Below are 16156 nucleotides of genomic sequence, written 5' to 3'. Positions count from 1 at the left end.
GCACTCTGAGAGCGCTCTCAAAAAGGTACGGACCAGTATCCGTGCCGCCCCGAACCCCACACGGAGGTGGAGAGTTGACTCGAAGAATCGCTCGTTCCGCGCTGTCGGCCACGGCCACGGCCGCCCTGGTCGGCTCGGTGCTGACGTTCGGCGCCGCCGGCCAGGCCAGTGCCGCGGTGCCGGACACGATCCCGCTGCAGATCACCAACAACTCGGGCCGCTCCGAGCCGGTGTACATCTACGACCTCGGCACCCAGCTGTCCTCCGGGCGGCAGGGCTGGGCCGACGCGGGCGGCACCTTCCACGCCTGGCCGGCGGGCGGCAACCCGCCGACCCCGGCACCGGACGCGGCCATCGCCGGGCCCGGTCCCGGCCAGTCGACGACCATCCGGATTCCGAAGTTCTCCGGCCGGATCTACTTCTCCTACGGCCGCAAGCTGGACTTCCGGCTCACCACCGGCGGCCTGGTGCAGCCGGCCGTGCAGAACCCCTCGGACCCGAACCGGGACATCCTGTTCAGCTGGTCCGAGTACACGCTGAACGACGCCGGGCTCTGGCTCAACAGCACCCAGGTCGACATGTTCTCGGCGCCCTACGCGGTCGGCGTGAAGCGCGGCGACGGCCAGGTCGCCACCACCGGTCACCTCAAGTCCGGCGGCTACTCGGCCGTCATGAACTCGCTGAAGAGCAAGTCGGGTTGGTCGGGCCTGGTCCAGACCCGCTCGGACGGCACCGTGCTGCGTGCCCTCTCCCCGCTGTACGGCGTGGAGACCGGGGCGCTCCCGTCGAACGTGATGGACGACTACGTCAACCGGGTCTGGTCCAAGTACTCCTCGCAGACCCTGACCGTGACGCCGTTCACCGACCAGCCGAACACGAAGTACTTCGGCCGGGTCTCGGGCAACGTCATGAACTTCACCAACTCCTCGGGCGCGGTGGTGACCAGCTTCCAGAAGCCGGACGCCGCCAGCATCTTCGGCTGCCACAAACTGCTGGACGCGCCCAACGACCAGGTGCGCGGCCCCATCTCCCGCACCCTGTGCGCCGGTTACAACCGCTCCACGCTGCTGAGCAACCCCAACCAGCCGGACAGCTCCGACGCGGGCTTCTACCAGGACGGGGTCACCAACCAGTACGCGAAGGCCATCCACGCCCAGATGGCCGACGGCAAGGCGTACGCCTTCGCCTTCGACGACGTCGGCAACCACGAGTCGCTGGTCAACGACGGCAACCCGCAGCAGGCGTATCTCACGCTGGACCCGCTGAACTGACGGGGAACGCGAGGGGACGCGAAGGGTCCCGCACACACCCGTGTGCGGGACCCTTGTCGTGCGGGGAGGTGCTGATCAGCCGGTCGTCAGGGCGGTGTCGTCGATGACGAAGCTGGTCTGGAGCGAGGAGTCCTCGACCCCGGTGAACTTCAGGCTGACCGTCGAACCCGCCAGCGAGGACAGGTCGATGGTCTTCTGGACGTACCCCGTGGCCTTGTTGAGGTTGGAGTAGGTCGCCAGGGTGGTCGAGCCGGCGGTGAGCGTCAGCTTGTCGTACTGCGTGCTGGTGGTGGTCTCGGCCGAGTCCACGTGCAGGTAGAAGGTCAGGGTCGCCTTGCAGCCCGCGGGGATCGCGACCGACTGGGCCAGCGTGTCGGTGTGGGTGGTGCCGTAGCCGTTCAGCCATGCCTTGTACGAGCCGCCGTGGCTGGCCTGGCCGCTGTCGGTGGTGATGACGCCGCTGCTCGCGGTCCAGCCGGTGTTACCGGACTCGAAGCCGGGGTTGGCGAGCAGCTGGGTCGCCGAGCAGCCGCCGCCGGTGGCGCTGACCGTCCAGGTGAAGGCGGCCGTGCCGGTCTTGCCCGCGGAGTCGGTGACGGTGACCGTCGTGCTGGAGGAGCCCGCACCGGTCGGCGTGCCGGAGATCAGACCGGTGGAGGCGTTGATCGACAGCCCGGCCGGGAGCCCGGTGGCGCTGTAGCTCAGCGCACCGCTGTTGGTGCTGCTGGCCTGGATCTGGAGGCTGACCGCCTTGCCCACGGTGGCGGACTGGTTACCGGGGTTGGTGACGGTCACCCCGCTGGCCGGCGGGTTGATGTGGCTGCCGACGTTGATCCCGGCGAAGGCGTTGCCGACGGCCGCGTACTCGGCGGAGTTGGCGCCGTACAGCGCGGTGGCCGCGTTCAGGGAGGCGGTGCGGGCGGCGGCGTAGTTGGTGCTGGACGTCATGTACGTCGTCAGCGCCTTGTACCAGATCTGGAGGGCCTTGTCCCGGCCTATGCCGGTGACCGCGACACCGTCCGAGGTCGGGCTGTTGTACGTGACGCCGTTGATGACCTTGGTGCCGCTGCCCTCGGAGAGCAGGTAGAACATGTGGTTCGCCGGGCCCGAGGAGTAGTGCACGTCCAGGCCGCCGAGGCTGGAGGACCAGCTGTCCTTGGACGCGCCGTCCTTGCTCGGCTTGTCCATGTAACGCAGCGGCGTGCCGTCGCCGTTGATGTCGATCTTCTCGCCGATGAGGTAGTCACCGGGGTCGGTGGTGTTGTTCGCGTAGAACTCCACACCGGTGCCGAAGATGTCGGAGGTGGCCTCGTTCAGCCCACCGGATTCACCGGTGTAGTTGAGCCCGGCGGTGTTGGAGGTGACACCGTGGCTCATCTCGTGGCCGGCGACGTCCAGCGACGTCAGCGGGTCGTTGTTGGCCGTGCCGTCGCCGTAGGTCATGCAGAAGCAGGAGTCGTCCCAGAACGCGTTCACGTACGCGTTGCCGTAGTGCGCGCGGGAGTAGGCGCCGACGCCGTCGTTCTTGATGCCGCTGCGGCCGAACGTGTTCTTGTAGAAGTCCCACGTCGTCTGGGCGCCGTAGGCGGCGTCCGCGCCGGCCGTGGCCGCGTTGGACGTGGTGCCGTTGCCCCAGGTGTCGTTGGTCTGGGAGAACAGCGTGCCGGTGCCGGAGGTGCCGTGGTTGAGGTTGTACGTCTTGTGGCCGCCGCGCGTGCTGTCGGTGAGGGTGTAGTTGGAGCCCGACTGCGCGGTGGTCAGCGTGACCTGGCCGCTGTACTGGGTGTTGCCGACGCCGGTCTGGATCGCCTGGTAGCGGTACAGCTCCTTGCCGGTCGTGGCGTCGGTGATCACGTGCAGCTTGCTCGGGGTGCCGTCGTCCTGGAAGCCGCCGATCACGGATTCCCAGGCGAGCGTCGGCGTGCCGGAGCCGGCCCAGATCACCTTGCGCGCGCTGTCGGCGGCGGGCTTCTCCGCCTTCAGGGCCTTGGCGGCCTTGAGCGCCGTGGACTGCGCGGCGGACTTGGTGACGGCCGGGGTGAGGGAGGCGACCTTGATGGCCCGCTTGGTGTTGAAGGTGGTGCTCACCGTGCCCTTGGCCACGGAGGCGGGCGGGGTGTGCACCACGAGGTCGCCGCCGAGGACCGGCAGGCCCGCGTAGGTGCGCTCGTAACGGGTGTGCAGGGTGCCGTCGTTGTCCTTGACGACGTCCCGGACGACCAGCTTCTCCTTGGCGCCGAGGCCGAGGGAGCGGGCGGTGTCGTCGGTGCCCTGCTTGGCGGTCCTGACCAGCGCCGCGTGCTGGGCGGGGCTGAGCCTGGCCTCCAGGGCGCCGGTGCGCAGCGGGGCGTGGGGGGCGGCGGGCCGGGCGGCCGCGGGGGTCGCCTGGACGGCCACGGCGAGGAGCGCCGCCGTGGACAGCAGGGCGGCTCCGACCGTGGCTCCCTTGCGGGAAAGGTGTCTGTGGGGAAGGCGTCTCACTCGTACTCCTCCTGTGAAGGGAGTGGGGAGGATGCGCGTACGGGGCGAGAATGGCACCTTGACTAGGTCATGTCACCAAGCGCCGGTACAAGCGAGGGTTTTCCCTAGGAGGTCGCCCGGCTTCCGGTGAATGAATTCGACCTCAAACCTCGCTGTGTAAAACCTTTTTGACAACCGGACAAAGAAATGGCCATGACTGTCCGCATTCCGGAGCACCGGTTTTCCCGGAGCGGAACTCCGGGGGTTGCCCCGCCTCCCCCCTGAGACGGACCCCCCAGAACCCTCCTGAGAGGGGACGACCGCTCCCCCGCCCTCCGCCTACCGTCTCTTCCGTGACCGATACGACGCACACCCAGCCGATACCGCCGGGCCGGGCCGGGCGGCAGCGCAGCCCGGAGTTCCGGTTCGCCGCGGACGCCCTGGGCGGGCTGCGGCAGGACCTGTTCCAGGACGCCTTCGCCTACCGCCCGCTGCCGCCCATCGAACCCGGCGGCCGCCTCACCCGGCGCGGCTCCGAGCGCCTGCGGGAGTACGGGGCCTGGGCGCCGCACGCGGTGGTGGTGGTCCTCGCCTCGATGGCGGCGTTCCTCGGGCTGGTGAGCACGGACGGCGCCGGTCCGGTCCCCCTGCTGTGCGCGCTGCTGGCCGGGGCTCCGGTCCTGCTGACGCTGGTGCGTCCGGCGGGGGCGTTCTGGGTCTCCCTGGCCGCGAACACGGTCGCCCTCGTCCTGTCGGGCGGCTCCTCCGGCGAATCCCCGTTCCCGCCGGGCGGCTTCCTGGCGCATCTGGCCGTGCTGACGGTCGTCGCCGCGCGCACCCGGCCGCGCACGGCCGCCTGGATGTGGCTGCTGACCGCGGCCTACGGGGTCCTCGCCGACGGCCTGTTCGGCCCGAGTGACTTCGGCTACGGGTCCGACCTGGGGCCGCTGCTGTTCTTCGCCGGGGTGTTCCTGCTGGCCGTCGTCGTCCGGCAGACCCTCAAGCAGGCCCGGCGGGAGGTGAGCGTCCATCAGACCGTCACCGCGCACGAGCGTTCCCGGCGCACCCTGCTGGAGGAGCGCACCACCATCGCCCGCGAGCTGCACGACGTGGTCGCCCACCACATGTCGGTGGTCGCCATCCAGGCCGAGGCCGCCCCCTACCGGGTGGAGAACCCGCCGCCGGAGCTGGAGAGGGCCTTCGCCACCATCCGGGAGAACGCGGTCGCCGCCCTGACCGAGCTGCGCCGGGTCCTGGGTGTGGTCCGCGCACAGGACTACGAGGCCCCGGACGCCCCTCAGCCCACCCTCGCGGACCTGGACGCCCTGCTCGCCAACGTGCGGGACGCCGGGCTGGACGTCACCAAGACGGTGACGGGCGCGGTGCGCGAACTCCCGCAGGGCGTCGAGCTGTCGGCGTACCGGATCGTGCAGGAGGCGCTCAGCAACACCCTGCGGCACGCGCCGGGCGCGGATGCCAAGGTCGAGATCGGCTACGTGCTCGGCGGTCTGGGCCTGCGCGTGGTCAACGGGGCGCCGCCCGCGCCCCGTCTCGTCAAGCCCTCCCCCGGCGCCGGTCACGGCATCACGGGCATGCGGGAACGCGTCTCCATGCTGGGCGGCGAGATGACGGCGGCCCCGACGGCCGAGGGCGGTTACGAGGTGGCCGTGTTCCTGCCGGTCCCGGCCGCCGCCCCCGTCGGGGATGACGCATGACGATCCGTGTGGTGATCGCCGACGACCAGATGATGGTCCGCGAGGGCTTCTCGGTCCTCCTCAACGCGATGCCGGACATCGAGGTCGTCGGCGAGGCGGTCAACGGCCGGGAGGCGGTCGCACGGGTACGTGAACTCGCCCCGGACGTCGTGCTGATGGACATCCGCATGCCGGAGATGAACGGTATCGAGGCGACGCGCGAGATCATCGCGGCGGACGCGACGGCGAAGGTGCTGGTGCTCACCACCTTCGACCTGGACGAGTACGTGTACCAGGCGCTGCGGGCCGGGGCTTCCGGCTTCCTGCTGAAGGACGCCTCCGCGCGCCAGCTCGCGGACGGTGTGCGAGTGGTGGCCTCCGGAGAGGCGCTGCTCGCGCCGACGGTCACCAGGCGGCTGATCCACGAGTTCTCCCGCCTGTCCGAGGCCCCCCGCCTGATGCCGGCCGCCCACGCGGCCTACGGCGAGCTGACCGAGCGGGAGACGGAGGTGCTGGTGCTGATCGCGCAGGGCCTGTCGAACTCCGAGATCGCCGAGCGGCTGGTGGTGGCCGACTCCACCGTCAAGACGCACGTGAGCCGCATCCTGGTGAAGCTCGGCCTGCGGGACCGCACCCAGGCAGCCGTGTTCGCCTACGAGGCGCGGCTGGTCACACCGGGGTGAACCAGGGGGCTACCAGCGTCCGGGCTCGGTGCCCACGAGCGGCTTCGACGCGATGCCGTCCACGCCCACCGGCACGTCGCCCTGGAGCATGACCCGGTGCATGATCCGGGGGTGGCCGGCGTGGGCGGTGTCGCCGGGGGCGAGGTGGACGGTGGCCCGGTTGTCCCAGAAGGCGACGCTGCCGGGCTCCCAGCGGAAGCGGACGGTGTACTCCGGCCGCACCACCTGCTCCAGCAGCATCTCCAGCAGGGCCGCGCTCTCCGGGCGGGAGACCCCGGAGATCTGCTCCAGGTAGTACCCGTTGACGAAGAGCACCCGCTCCCCCGTCTCCGGGTGCACCCGCACCAGGGGGTGCTCGGAGGCGACCTGGTGGTCCAGGAGGTGCCGCAGGTACGCGTCCTCGCCGGGCCGGGGCTGGTAGCCGACCCCGAGCCGGTGCTCGGCCCGCAGCCCGTCCACGAAGGCGCGCACCGGCGCGGACAGCCCCGCGTAGGCGGCGGCCAGGTTGGCCCAGGTGGTGTCGCCGCCGTACGGGGGTACGGTCTCGGCGCGCAGGATGGTCGCGGCGGGCGGGTCGATCCGGGCGCCGTGGTCGCAGTGCCAGCCGCGCAGCAGGGTGTGCCGGCGCCGGCGCAGCCACTCCTCGTGCTCCATGCCGAACCGGCCGCCCAGCTCCAGCCGGTCGGCGGTCGTCTCCACCTCGGGGCACCCCTCCGGCGAGGCGCTCCCCCGCCTGCGCGGCACCACCGGCTCGCCGAAGCGGCGGGCGAAGGCGACGTGCCCGGCGTGGTCGAGGCGCTGGTCGCGGAAGAAGACGACCTTCCAGCGCAGCATGGTCTGTCTGATCAGCGTCACCAGGGAGTCGTCGAGCGGTGCGGCGAGGTCGACGCCGGTGATCTCGGCGCCGATGTGTCCGGCGACCGGTTTCACCGCCACGCCCGCGACCCGCTCGGGCCGCTCCGCCGAGGTGCTGTCCGTGGTCATGTGTGCGCTCCCGGGGGTCGTCGTACGGGCACCCGTTGATCGTGTCAGCCGGACGGTGGCCGTGGCGAGCACGGCCTCGGCCACCGTCCGTACGAGAGATCAGCCCTTCGCCGCCCGCAGCGCGGCCAGCGCCCGGTCGGCGTGGGTGTTCATGCGCAGTTCGCTGCGGACGATCTCCAGGATCGTGCGGTCCTGGCCGATGACGAAGGTGACCCGCTTGGTGGGCGCGAGCGTGAAGCCCCGCTTGACGCCGAAGCGTTCGCGGATCGTGCCGTCGGTGTCGGAGAGCAGGGGCATGCCGAGGGTGTGTCGCCCGGCGAACTCCTGCTGCTTCTCGACGGTGTCGCCGCTGACGCCCACGGGCCGGGCCCCGGCGGCGGCGAACTCGCCCGCCAGGTCGCGGAAGTGGCACGCCTCGGCGGTGCAGCCGGCGGTGAGGGCGGCCGGGTAGAAGAACAGCACGACGGGGCCGTCGGCCAGCAGTTCCGTCAGCCGCCGCTCGGTGCCGGTCTCGTCCGGCAGCGTGAAGTCCTCGGCGATGTCGCCGACCTGGAGGCTCATGACTGCTCCTTCGCGGTACGGGCGACACCCCGGGCCCACAGCACCAGCGGCACCTGGAGGGGCAGCCGGGCGAGGGAGGCGGTGCGCTGCGGGGCGGGCCGGTGCCGCCAGTCGACGGCCATCTTCACGTTGGCCGGGAAGACCCCGACGAAGAAGGCGGCGGCCGCCTTCGCGGCCGGTGCGCGGGTCGCGGGCACCGCGACGCCGGCGGCGAGGGCGAGCTCCGCGGCCCCGCTGGCGTAGGTCCAGGTGCGGGGCGAGCCGGGCAGGGCGCGGGGGACGAGCCCGTCGAACATCCTGGGGGCGGCGAAGTGGGCGATCCCGGCCGAGGCCAGCAGACCGGCGAGCAGCAGGGGCGAGCGTGGGGGCACGATGTCTCCTTCGATGGCCTGCCGCCGGATATTACTTGACGGTAGGGGACGCTCGGCGGCACGGGTACCGGCGCGGCGGCGGCAGCCGTTCGGGGGAACCCGCGGCGCGGGGTGCGTGGTGGCGCCCGGCGTGGTCGACATCTTCTGCCGTGACCCTCGCCCCGCTGCCGTTCGTCCGTCCCATGCTCGCCACCCCCGGCACTCTGCCGCCGCCCGCCCAGGACGCGCGCTGGGCGTACGAGACCAAGCAGGACGGGCAGCGGGTGATGGTCTACCTGCCCGGTGACGGAACCCTGCTGCTGCGCGCCCGCTCCGGGGAGGACATCACGGCCGCCTATCCCGAACTGGAGCCGCTGGCGCACGCCTTGGGGGACTCGCCCGCCATCCTGGACGGCGAGGTGCTGGCGCTGGACGCGGCGGGGCGGCCCGACTTCCAGGCGCTCCAGAACCGGATGGGCCTCGCGCACACCCCGGCCCTGGCGGCGCGCCGGGCCGCGCGGGCTCCGGTCCACCTGGTGCTGTTCGACGTGCCGTACCTCTCCGGGCCCCGGACGGCGGCCCCGTACGCACGGCGGCGCGACCTGCTCACGGGCCTCGGCCTGAACGGTCCGCGGTGGTCGGTGCCGGGGGCGGTGGTGGGCCATGGCGCCGAGGCGCTGCGGATGACGCGGGAGCACGGTCTGGAGGGGGTGGTGTGCAAGCGGCTGGACTCGGTGTACGAGCCGGGCGTCCGCTCCCGGAACTGGGTCAAGATCCGGAACACCCGGAGCGTGGACGTGATCGTCGGCGGCTGGCTGCCCGGCAAGGGCCGCCTGTCGGGACTGCCCGGCGCGGTGCTGGTCGGCCAGCGCGCGGGAGGCCGGCTGGTGTACGCGGGCCGGGTGGGCACGGGCTGGAGCGAGGGCGAGCGCACCGAGCTGGCCGCGTTGCTGGCGGCCTCGGCGAGCGAATGGTGCCCCTTCGAGCCCGCGCCCCGGATTCCGGGGGCGCGCTGGGTGCTGCCCCGGCTGGTCGGCGAGGTCGGCTTCAGCACCCGGACGCGGGCGGGGCTGCTGCGCCAGCCGAGCTGGCTGCGCCTGCGCCCGGACCTCGCCCCCGAGGAGTCGGCGGCGGACCTCCCCGAGGATCTCTGAGGGGCGCGGCTGACAGAATTTCACCTGTGGGACAGCTGGGACGACTTCACAGCGGCCCCTTCGGCCGGGATGCTGAACTGCCCTACCCCTCAACCTAGTTGGAGATTGAAGTGGGTTCGTCCACGTCCCGCCGACGGCGCGGCGGATGGCTCGCCGCGCTCACCGGCGCCGCCACCCTCGTGATCGCCTTCCCGGCCGCGGCCTTCGCCGCTCCCCCGCTCGCCCTGCCGGTCAACGCCACGGCCGAGGAGCTGAGATACCAGCCCGCGTTCGACTACGACACCGACGGCTGCTACTCGACGCCCGCGATCGGCCCCGACGGCACGATCAACCCCGGCCTGAACCCGACCGGCGCGCTCAACGGCAACTGCCGTGACGCCTCGGACCTGGACAACACCAACGGCTACTCGCGGGCCAAGTGCAACAACGGCTGGTGCGGCTATCTCTACGGCCTGTACTTCGAGAAGGACCAGGCACTGCCCGGCACCAGCATCGGCGGCCACCGCAACGACTGGGAGCACGTGGTGGTGTGGGTGCAGGACGGGCAGACGCGGTACGTGTCGACGTCCAACCACGGCTCCTTCACCGTGCACCCGGCCTCCGAGGTCCGCTTCGAGGGCACGCACGCCAAGGTCGTCTACCACAAGGACGGCATCGGCACGCACTGCTTCCGGCTGGCCAACAACAACGACGAACCGCCGGAGAACCACCAGCACACCTGGCAGTACCCGGCGCTGGTCGGCTGGGACGGCTACCCGCCCGGGCTGCGCGACAAGCTGAGCACGTATGACTTCGGCAGCGCCAACTTCGGCCTGAAGGACGCGAGTTTCGCCTCGCATCTGGCGTCGGCGAAACCGGCCGGCATCCCCTTCGACCCGAACGCCTGACCCTCTCGCGGTCCGGCCCGGCGCCCGTCAGGCGGTGCCGGGTTCGGTCCGCTCCTCCAGGTACGCGGTGAGCTGGTGCGCCAGGCTGTCCGGCCCGCAGGCCGCCGCGGTGGCGACCTGGGCGGCCTCGGTGAGGCCGATGCCGCCGGCCCACAGCCGGCGGTCCGTCCACTCGTCGTCCACCCGCAGATGGACCTGGACGTCCACATGGGTGAGCGCGTCCTCGGCGGCGGCCGCGTGGACCACGGCGGTGGCCCGGCGCAGCGGGTACACGTCGAAGCCCTCGATGAACTGCGAGCTGCGCCAGTCGATGAAGGCGCCCTCGCCGTCGGCGCCGACCCGGACGTCGATCTGACCGTCCTCGAGCTGGACGCCGCACGGGCGGGTGCCCCGGTTCTCGATCGTCACCCGGACGCTGAAGTACGTCAGCCCGGCCGCGGCGTCGTCACGCCCCCGGGGCGGTTCGGCCGTCTCCAGACGATGGACGCGGACCCGCAGACCGGCGTGCTCGCCGTATTCCTGCCAGTCACCGACCACGTTCGGCTCGTACACAGTGCCCCTCTCGACCATCCGCGAGCTGCTGTCTATCCGTGTGCTCAGCACACTGTCAAATGAGCGGAATGCCACATGGCCAGGCGGTTCGCCCGGTTCGCTCGGCGATCAAGCCGTGCCCAGGAGAAACCGTCCGGGCGGGTGCGCCGGCACCGCTCGCACGCGTGCCGCACATCACTCCGGGCGACCGTCTCTCACGGCCCGCGTCCATGGAGCCACCCGCCCCAAAACCGGGTCAAGACCGACACGGGTTTCGTCCCTTATTGGCATGTTTGTTTGTTTTTGCCGCACACTGGGGAAGAGGGACTTCAGTGCCGAATGTGCCTGTCGTCCCAGCCCGCGAGAGAAGTGCACGCGATGTCTGTAACTGGCAGCACGAAAACCCACCCGCACGACGACGCCCCCGACACGGCCCATGCCTTCCAGCGCCTTGCCGGGCTGCCCGAGGGCCCCGAGCGCGCGGCGCTGCGGGACGAGCTGGTGCGGCTGTGGCTGCCCATGGCCGAGCGGATCGCGGTCCGGTTCCGCGGCCGCGGCGAGTCCCTGGAGGACCTGTACCAGGTGGCCGCCCTGGGCCTGGTGAAGGCCGTGGACCATTACGACCCCGAGCGCGGCCGGGCCTTCGAGGCGTACGCGGTGCCGACGATCACCGGCGAGATCAAGCGCCACTTCCGGGACCACATGTGGACCCTGCACGTGCCGCGCCGGGTGCAGGACCTGCGCAACCGGGTCCGCAGCGCCGGCAAGGAACTGGCGCAGACCATTCCCGGCCGTCCGCCCACCGTGGCGGAGCTGGCGGCGTACACCCGGCTCAGCGAGGACGAGGTGCGCACCGGCATGGAGGCGCTGGAGTGCTTCTCCGCGCTGTCCCTGGACGCCGACGTGGCGGGCACGGACGGGTACGCGCTGGGTGACTCCCTGGGCGAGCCCGATCCCGGCTTCGACCTGGTGGTGGACCGGGCGGCCGTGAGGCCCTGTCTGGAGGCGCTGCCCGAGCGGGAGCGCACCATCCTCTATCTGCGCTTCTTCCGGGGTATGACGCAGAGCGGGATCGCCGAGCAGCTCGGCATATCGCAGATGCACGTGTCCCGGCTGCTGAGCGGCTGCTTCGACCGGCTCCGCGAGGAACTGCTCACCGAGTCCGGCTGAGCCGCTCCCGTAGCCCCCGTACCGCCGCGCCTTTCACTCTTTCGGGCGAGAGCCGCCCGCCTTCGTGACGACCTGGACATGCTGCGTGGCCGGGGGATGTCGCCGCACATCAGGGCCTTCCCGCGGGGTAGTCGGGAGGCAGCCGACCCCTTTCCGGCCGGACACTGGTCGAGACCGGTGGCCGCCGGGCCCCGAGAGCAGGACGCGACCGTCATGAATCACCACACACCCGTCAGCGGTGGATCGAGGAAGAAGAAGGACACCGTCTCGACGCAGTCCGTCTCCGGCGCCCCCTGCTGGGTGAGCCTGACCAGCCGCGACCTCGACGCCACCGAGGAGTTCTACAGCGCGGTGCTCGGCTGGCGCTGGCGCGACGCCCGCCTCGGCGACCACTTCCGGATCGCGCTGGCGGACGGTGTGCCGATCGCCGGGATCGCCGCCGTCGCCGGGATGTGGCAGACCGCGGTGGCCTGGACCCCCTACTTCGCCGTCCCCGACGCGGACGTGGCGGTCGCGCGGGTCCGGGAGCGCGGCGGCACGGCGGCCGTGGGCCCGCTGTCCTTCCCGCCCGGCCGGGGCGCGCTGCTCGCCGACCGGGACGGGGCGACCTTCGGCATCTGGCAGGGCGAGCTGTTCTCCGACTGGGAGTCCTGGCGCCGCTCCGCCCCCGCCTTCATCCGCCTGCACACCCGCAACGCCTTCGACGCGGCGATCTTCTACGGTGAGGTGCTGGACTGGGCCACCGGGAAGCCGGGCTGCTGCGAGGTCGAGTACGAGGGCGGCGAGGTGGTGCTGCGCAGCCAGGGCACCGTGGTGGCGCGGATCGACTCCGGCGCGGTGGAGGCGGCCCCGGACCCCTCGGTGCGGCCGCACTGGCAGATCCACTTCTCCGTCGACGACGTGGCGCGCTGCGCCCGCAGCGCCGAGAAGCACGGCGGCAGCGTGCTGAGCGAGAGCGAGCGGGAGGCGGTCCTGCGGGACCAGGACGGCGCCCAGTTCACGGTCACCGCGCGCGACCCGCGCTGACGGACGGCGAAGAGGGCGCCCACCGGACTCCGGTGGGCGCCCTCTTGTCGTTCCCGCTCAGCCGTCGCGGGACGGCCGGGACAGCAGGATCAGGCTCCGCGACTCGACCCGCAGCCGGGTACCCGCCTTGCGCTCCCGCTCGTCGGGCACACCCTCGGGGTCGGCGGTGTCGATCAGCGTCGTCCAGCGCTCGCCGTACGCGGCGGCGGGCAGCCGGAAGTCGACGGGCTCCCAGAAGCCGTTCAGGAGCAGCAGGAAGGAGTCGTCGACGACCCGCCCGCCGTAGGCGTCCCGCTCGGCGATGGCGTCGCCGTTGAGGAAGACGCCCACCGAGTGCGCGTCGCCGCGCCGCCAGTCCTGGTCGGTCATCTCCCGCGCGTCGGGCCGCAGCCAGATCAGGTCGGGCAGCGGCTGCTTCCGCCGGGTCTCGGTCTCACCCCGGAAGAAGCGGCGCCGGCGCAGCACGGGGTGCTCGGCGCGCAGGCCGATCAGGCGCCGGGTGAAGTCGACGAGGGCGCGCTGCTCGTCGGTGAGGTCCCAGTCGATCCAGGAGATCTCGTTGTCCTGGCAGTAGGCGTTGTTGTTGCCGCGCTGGGTGCGGCCGAGTTCGTCGCCGTGGCCGAGCATCGGGATGCCCTGGCTGAGCAGCAGGGTGGCCAGCAGGTTGCGCTGCTGGCGGGCCCGCAGTTCGAGCACGGCCGGGTCGTCGGTGTCGCCCTCGGCGCCGCAGTTCCAGGACCGGTTGTCGCTCTCGCCGTCCCGGTTGCCCTCGCCGTTGGCCTCGTTGTGCTTGTCGTTGTACGACACGAGGTCGCGCAGGGTGAACCCGTCGTGCGCGGTGACGAAGTTGACGCTGGCCCGCGGCCGGCGCCGGCTGGCCTGGTAGAGGTCGGAGGAACCGGTGAGCCGGGACGCGAACTCGCCCAGCGAGCCGGGCTCGGCCCGCCAGAAGTCCCGTACGGCGTCCCGGTACTTGCCGTTCCATTCCGACCAGAGCTGGGGGAAGTTGCCGACCTGGTAGCCGCCCTCCCCCAGGTCCCAGGGCTCGGCGATGAGCTTGACCCGGCTGATCACCGGGTCCTGCTGGATCAGGTCGAAGAACGCCGACAGCCGGTCCACCTCGTGGAACTGCCGGGCCAGGGTCGCCGCGAGGTCGAAGCGGAACCCGTCGACATGCATCTCGGTCACCCAGTACCGCAGCGAGTCCATGATGAGCTGGAGCACGTAGGGGTGCCGCATCAGCAGGCTGTTGCCGGTGCCCGTGGTGTCGTAGTAGTGCGCCCAGTCGCCGTCGACCAGGCGGTAGTACGAGGCGTTGTCGATGCCCCGGAAGGAGAGGGTGGGGCCCATCTCGTTGCCCTCGGCGGTGTGGTTGTAGACCACGTCGAGGATGACTTCGAGGCCGGCCGCGTGCATCGCCTTGACCATGGCCTTGAACTCGTTGACCTGCTGGCCGCGCGAGCCGAGGGCGGCGTAGGCGTTGTGCGGAGCGAAGAAGCCGATGGTGTTGTAGCCCCAGTAGTTGGAGAGCCCCCGGTCGCGCAGCACACCGTCCTGCGCGAACTGGTGGACCGGCATCAGCTCGACCGCGGTGACGCCGAGCGAGGTCAGATGCCCGGTGACGGCGGGGTGCGCCAGCCCGGCGTAGGTGCCGCGCAGCCGCTCCGGCACGTCCGGGTGGGTCCGGGTCAGCCCGCGCACATGGGTCTCGTAGATGACGGACTCGGAGTAGGGGTGCCCCGGCGGGCGGTCGTCGCCCCAGTCGAAGTAGGGATCGGTGACCACGCCCAGCATCGAGTGCCCGGCGCTGTCGCCGGGCGCCGGTCCGTGCGGGTCGCGCTCGTACAGCGAGGGGTCGTTGTCCATCTGGCCGTCGACGGCGCGCGCGTAGGGGTCCAGCAGCAGCTTGGCCGGGTTGCAGCGGTGGCCGAGGGAGGGCTGCCAGGGACCGTGCACCCGGTACCCGTAGCGCTGACCCGGCCCGACCTCCGGCAGATACCCGTGCCACACGAACCCGTCGACCTCGTGGAGGGGTACGGGCGTCTCGGCGCCCGAGTCGTCGACGAGGACCAGCTCCACGCGCTCGGCGACCTCGCTGAACAGCGCGAAGTTGGTGCCCTGACCGTCGTAGGAGGCGCCCAACGGATAGGGGTGCCCGCTCCACACGGGCACCCCCTTCCGGGACTTCCTGGCCGTCACCGGGCGCCCGCCAGCGTGCCGGCGGGTACTTCGGCGACGCCTGCGGGCACCGGGGCCGCCCGGGGTACGCGCAGCATCCGGCGGATGTGCGGCGAGGGAGCGGTCGGGACCAACGGGACCCGCTGGTCGGCACGGGCACGCTGCGAGAACCAGATGATCCTGGCCCCGGTCTCGGTGGCGCAGCAGCCCCACCCGTCGCTCATCGCGGCGATGTCCGCGAGGCAGGCGCGCAGACCCTCGTCCGGGCCGAGGTCGCGGTCGCCGCCGCCGATGGCGGTGATGAGGTGCTGACCGTTCCACCACATCTCGATCGAGGTGGTGGTGTCCGGGGCGTGCTGGTCGATGGCGCGCAGCAGAATCTCGGTGCCGCGGCGGACGGGGTCCACGAGATTGTCGAGGTCCCAGTGACTGAGGTGGGCGGCCAGGATGCGGCTGACCTGTCCCACGCGTTCCGGGCTGACTTCCACGTCGAGGTGGTAGTAGCGAGGCACTGCGGTCTCCATTGTCGCTTGCTCCTCACCGGCGAAGCTCCTGCTCCACGGCCGTCCGACGGGATCACCGGACACTCAGCGTGAACGCCAGTCGCTTCTGAGTCATCATCCACAGTGCGGCTGCTACGCCATTCGTGCAACACGAGCATCACGAACGGCGGGGTCGTTGAAGCTCCAACAGGACGGAGTGTGTTTACACGTGCACCATGAGTGAAAGCCCTCGATCGCCGTAACGGTTCCGCGCCCTTCCGTGCTCGGACACCACCCGACCGTCGGGAACGCGACGTCGAGAGCCGTGGAAGGTGAAGGGGACCATGCTGCTACCCGCCAAGGCCGAAGTGGCCCGGCAGTTGCGGCGTTACCGGGCGTGGGAGCGCGTGATGCTCGCCTCGCCCCACGACCGCACGGTCCGGAGCACCTTCGAGGACTCGGGCTACACGTTGTGCGTGTTGATGGGAAAACGCTGCGCCAGGGAGGCGGCGGACGCCGCGGAGCGGTATCTGCGCTCCACCCCGCCCGGCCGGCTGAGCGAGCAGGACGGGCGGCCGCAGCCCGGACGGGCCGCGCGACGCGCGCAGTCACCGGAGCGGCGATCCACGGCGCCAAGCCCCTGACCTGGCACCGTACATGGCGTTCCCCTACGGGACGGCACCTGCCGGCCCCGTATCCAGGACCGCGAAGCCGGGCCCCGTGTG

15 protein-coding genes are annotated in these 16156 nt (G+C 71.5%); 8 read left to right on the top strand and 7 right to left on the bottom strand.

Annotated features, from left to right (window positions below; all coding sequences use genetic code 11):
* Window positions 1-74: 74 nt before the first annotated feature.
* Window positions 75-1271 carry a glycoside hydrolase family 64 protein gene (locus tag EV284_RS20190; RefSeq protein WP_130336069.1) on the top strand — a complete coding sequence of 399 codons (1197 nt, stop codon included), beginning with the start codon at window positions 75-77 and terminating at the stop codon, window positions 1269-1271.
* Window positions 1272-1346: 75 nt separating this feature from the next.
* On the opposite strand, the gene EV284_RS20185 is transcribed toward EV284_RS20190, so the two are convergent.
* On the bottom strand, window positions 1347-3752 hold the full coding sequence (locus tag EV284_RS20185) for a M4 family metallopeptidase (protein ID WP_242625741.1): 2406 nt from the start codon (window positions 3750-3752) through the stop codon (window positions 1347-1349).
* Between the two features lie 332 nt (window positions 3753-4084).
* Between EV284_RS20185 and EV284_RS20180 the strand changes: the two genes are divergently transcribed.
* Together EV284_RS20180 and EV284_RS20175 are read left to right on the top strand one after the other, a co-directional pair.
* Window positions 4085-5446, top strand: a complete 1362-nt coding sequence (locus tag EV284_RS20180; RefSeq protein ID WP_130336067.1) for a histidine kinase — start codon at window positions 4085-4087, stop codon at window positions 5444-5446.
* Window positions 5443-6108: a response regulator transcription factor gene (locus EV284_RS20175; protein WP_130336065.1), complete on the top strand. Its 666-nt coding sequence runs from the start codon at window positions 5443-5445 to the stop codon at window positions 6106-6108. Before EV284_RS20180 ends, EV284_RS20175 begins: the two co-directional genes overlap by 4 nt.
* 9 nt (window positions 6109-6117) lie before the next feature.
* On the opposite strand, the gene EV284_RS20170 is transcribed toward EV284_RS20175, so the two are convergent.
* From EV284_RS20170 to EV284_RS20160, 3 genes are all read right to left on the bottom strand, one after another.
* Complete coding sequence (locus EV284_RS20170) at window positions 6118-7092, bottom strand: TauD/TfdA family dioxygenase (protein ID WP_130336063.1); 975 nt, start codon at window positions 7090-7092, stop codon at window positions 6118-6120.
* Window positions 7093-7191: 99 nt separating this feature from the next.
* Entirely contained in the window at window positions 7192-7653 is a 462-nt protein-coding gene (locus tag EV284_RS20165; RefSeq protein WP_130336061.1) for a peroxiredoxin, read from the bottom strand.
* Entirely contained in the window at window positions 7650-8024 is a 375-nt protein-coding gene (locus EV284_RS20160) for a hypothetical protein (protein WP_130336059.1), read from the bottom strand. The genes EV284_RS20165 and EV284_RS20160 overlap by 4 nt, the downstream gene beginning before the upstream one ends.
* Before the next feature lie 182 nt (window positions 8025-8206).
* Here EV284_RS20160 and EV284_RS20155 point away from each other — a divergent pair, with 182 nt between their 5' ends.
* Together EV284_RS20155 and EV284_RS20150 are read left to right on the top strand one after the other, a co-directional pair.
* A complete protein-coding gene (locus EV284_RS20155) occupies window positions 8207-9157 on the top strand; it encodes an RNA ligase family protein (protein WP_130336506.1) in 951 nt (316 codons plus the stop codon).
* Between the two features lie 110 nt (window positions 9158-9267).
* Window positions 9268-10044 (top strand): NPP1 family protein, encoded by a 777-nt coding sequence (locus tag EV284_RS20150; RefSeq protein ID WP_130336057.1) that lies wholly within the window; start codon window positions 9268-9270, stop codon window positions 10042-10044.
* A gap of 27 nt (window positions 10045-10071) precedes the next feature.
* Here the strand turns inward: EV284_RS20150 and EV284_RS20145 are convergent, their stop codons facing one another.
* Window positions 10072-10596, bottom strand: a complete 525-nt coding sequence (locus EV284_RS20145; RefSeq protein ID WP_130336055.1) for a hypothetical protein — start codon at window positions 10594-10596, stop codon at window positions 10072-10074.
* Window positions 10597-10953: 357 nt separating this feature from the next.
* On the opposite strand from EV284_RS20145, the gene EV284_RS20140 reads away from it, so the two are divergent.
* Window positions 10954-11745: an RNA polymerase sigma factor SigF gene (locus EV284_RS20140; protein ID WP_130336053.1), complete on the top strand. Its 792-nt coding sequence runs from the start codon at window positions 10954-10956 to the stop codon at window positions 11743-11745.
* A 213-nt stretch (window positions 11746-11958) separates the two neighbouring features.
* The gene (locus EV284_RS20135) at window positions 11959-12771 is read left to right on the top strand and encodes a VOC family protein (RefSeq protein ID WP_165425587.1); all 813 of its coding nucleotides are present in this window, start codon (window positions 11959-11961) and stop codon (window positions 12769-12771) included.
* A 57-nt stretch (window positions 12772-12828) separates the two neighbouring features.
* Here EV284_RS20135 and glgX read toward each other — a convergent pair whose 3' ends face one another.
* Both glgX and EV284_RS20125 read right to left on the bottom strand, forming a co-directional pair.
* Entirely contained in the window at window positions 12829-14970 is a 2142-nt protein-coding gene (glgX, locus tag EV284_RS20130; RefSeq protein ID WP_130336049.1) for a glycogen debranching protein GlgX, read from the bottom strand.
* Entirely contained in the window at window positions 14967-15473 is a 507-nt protein-coding gene (locus tag EV284_RS20125; RefSeq protein WP_130336047.1) for a pep a2, read from the bottom strand. The genes glgX and EV284_RS20125 overlap by 4 nt, the downstream gene beginning before the upstream one ends.
* Window positions 15474-15775: 302 nt before the next feature.
* Between EV284_RS20125 and EV284_RS20120 the strand changes: the two genes are divergently transcribed.
* Window positions 15776-16075 carry a DUF5133 domain-containing protein gene (locus EV284_RS20120; protein ID WP_130336045.1) on the top strand — a complete coding sequence of 100 codons (300 nt, stop codon included), beginning with the start codon at window positions 15776-15778 and terminating at the stop codon, window positions 16073-16075.
* Window positions 16076-16156: the final 81 nt, after the last annotated feature.

Origin of the sequence: Streptomyces sp. BK022 (assembly GCF_004217355.1) — a bacterium.
Taxonomy (GTDB): domain Bacteria; phylum Actinomycetota; class Actinomycetes; order Streptomycetales; family Streptomycetaceae; genus Streptomyces; species Streptomyces griseoluteus.
The sequence above is the reverse complement of the archived record's forward strand: the minus strand, read 5'-3'. Positions and strand labels throughout refer to the sequence as shown.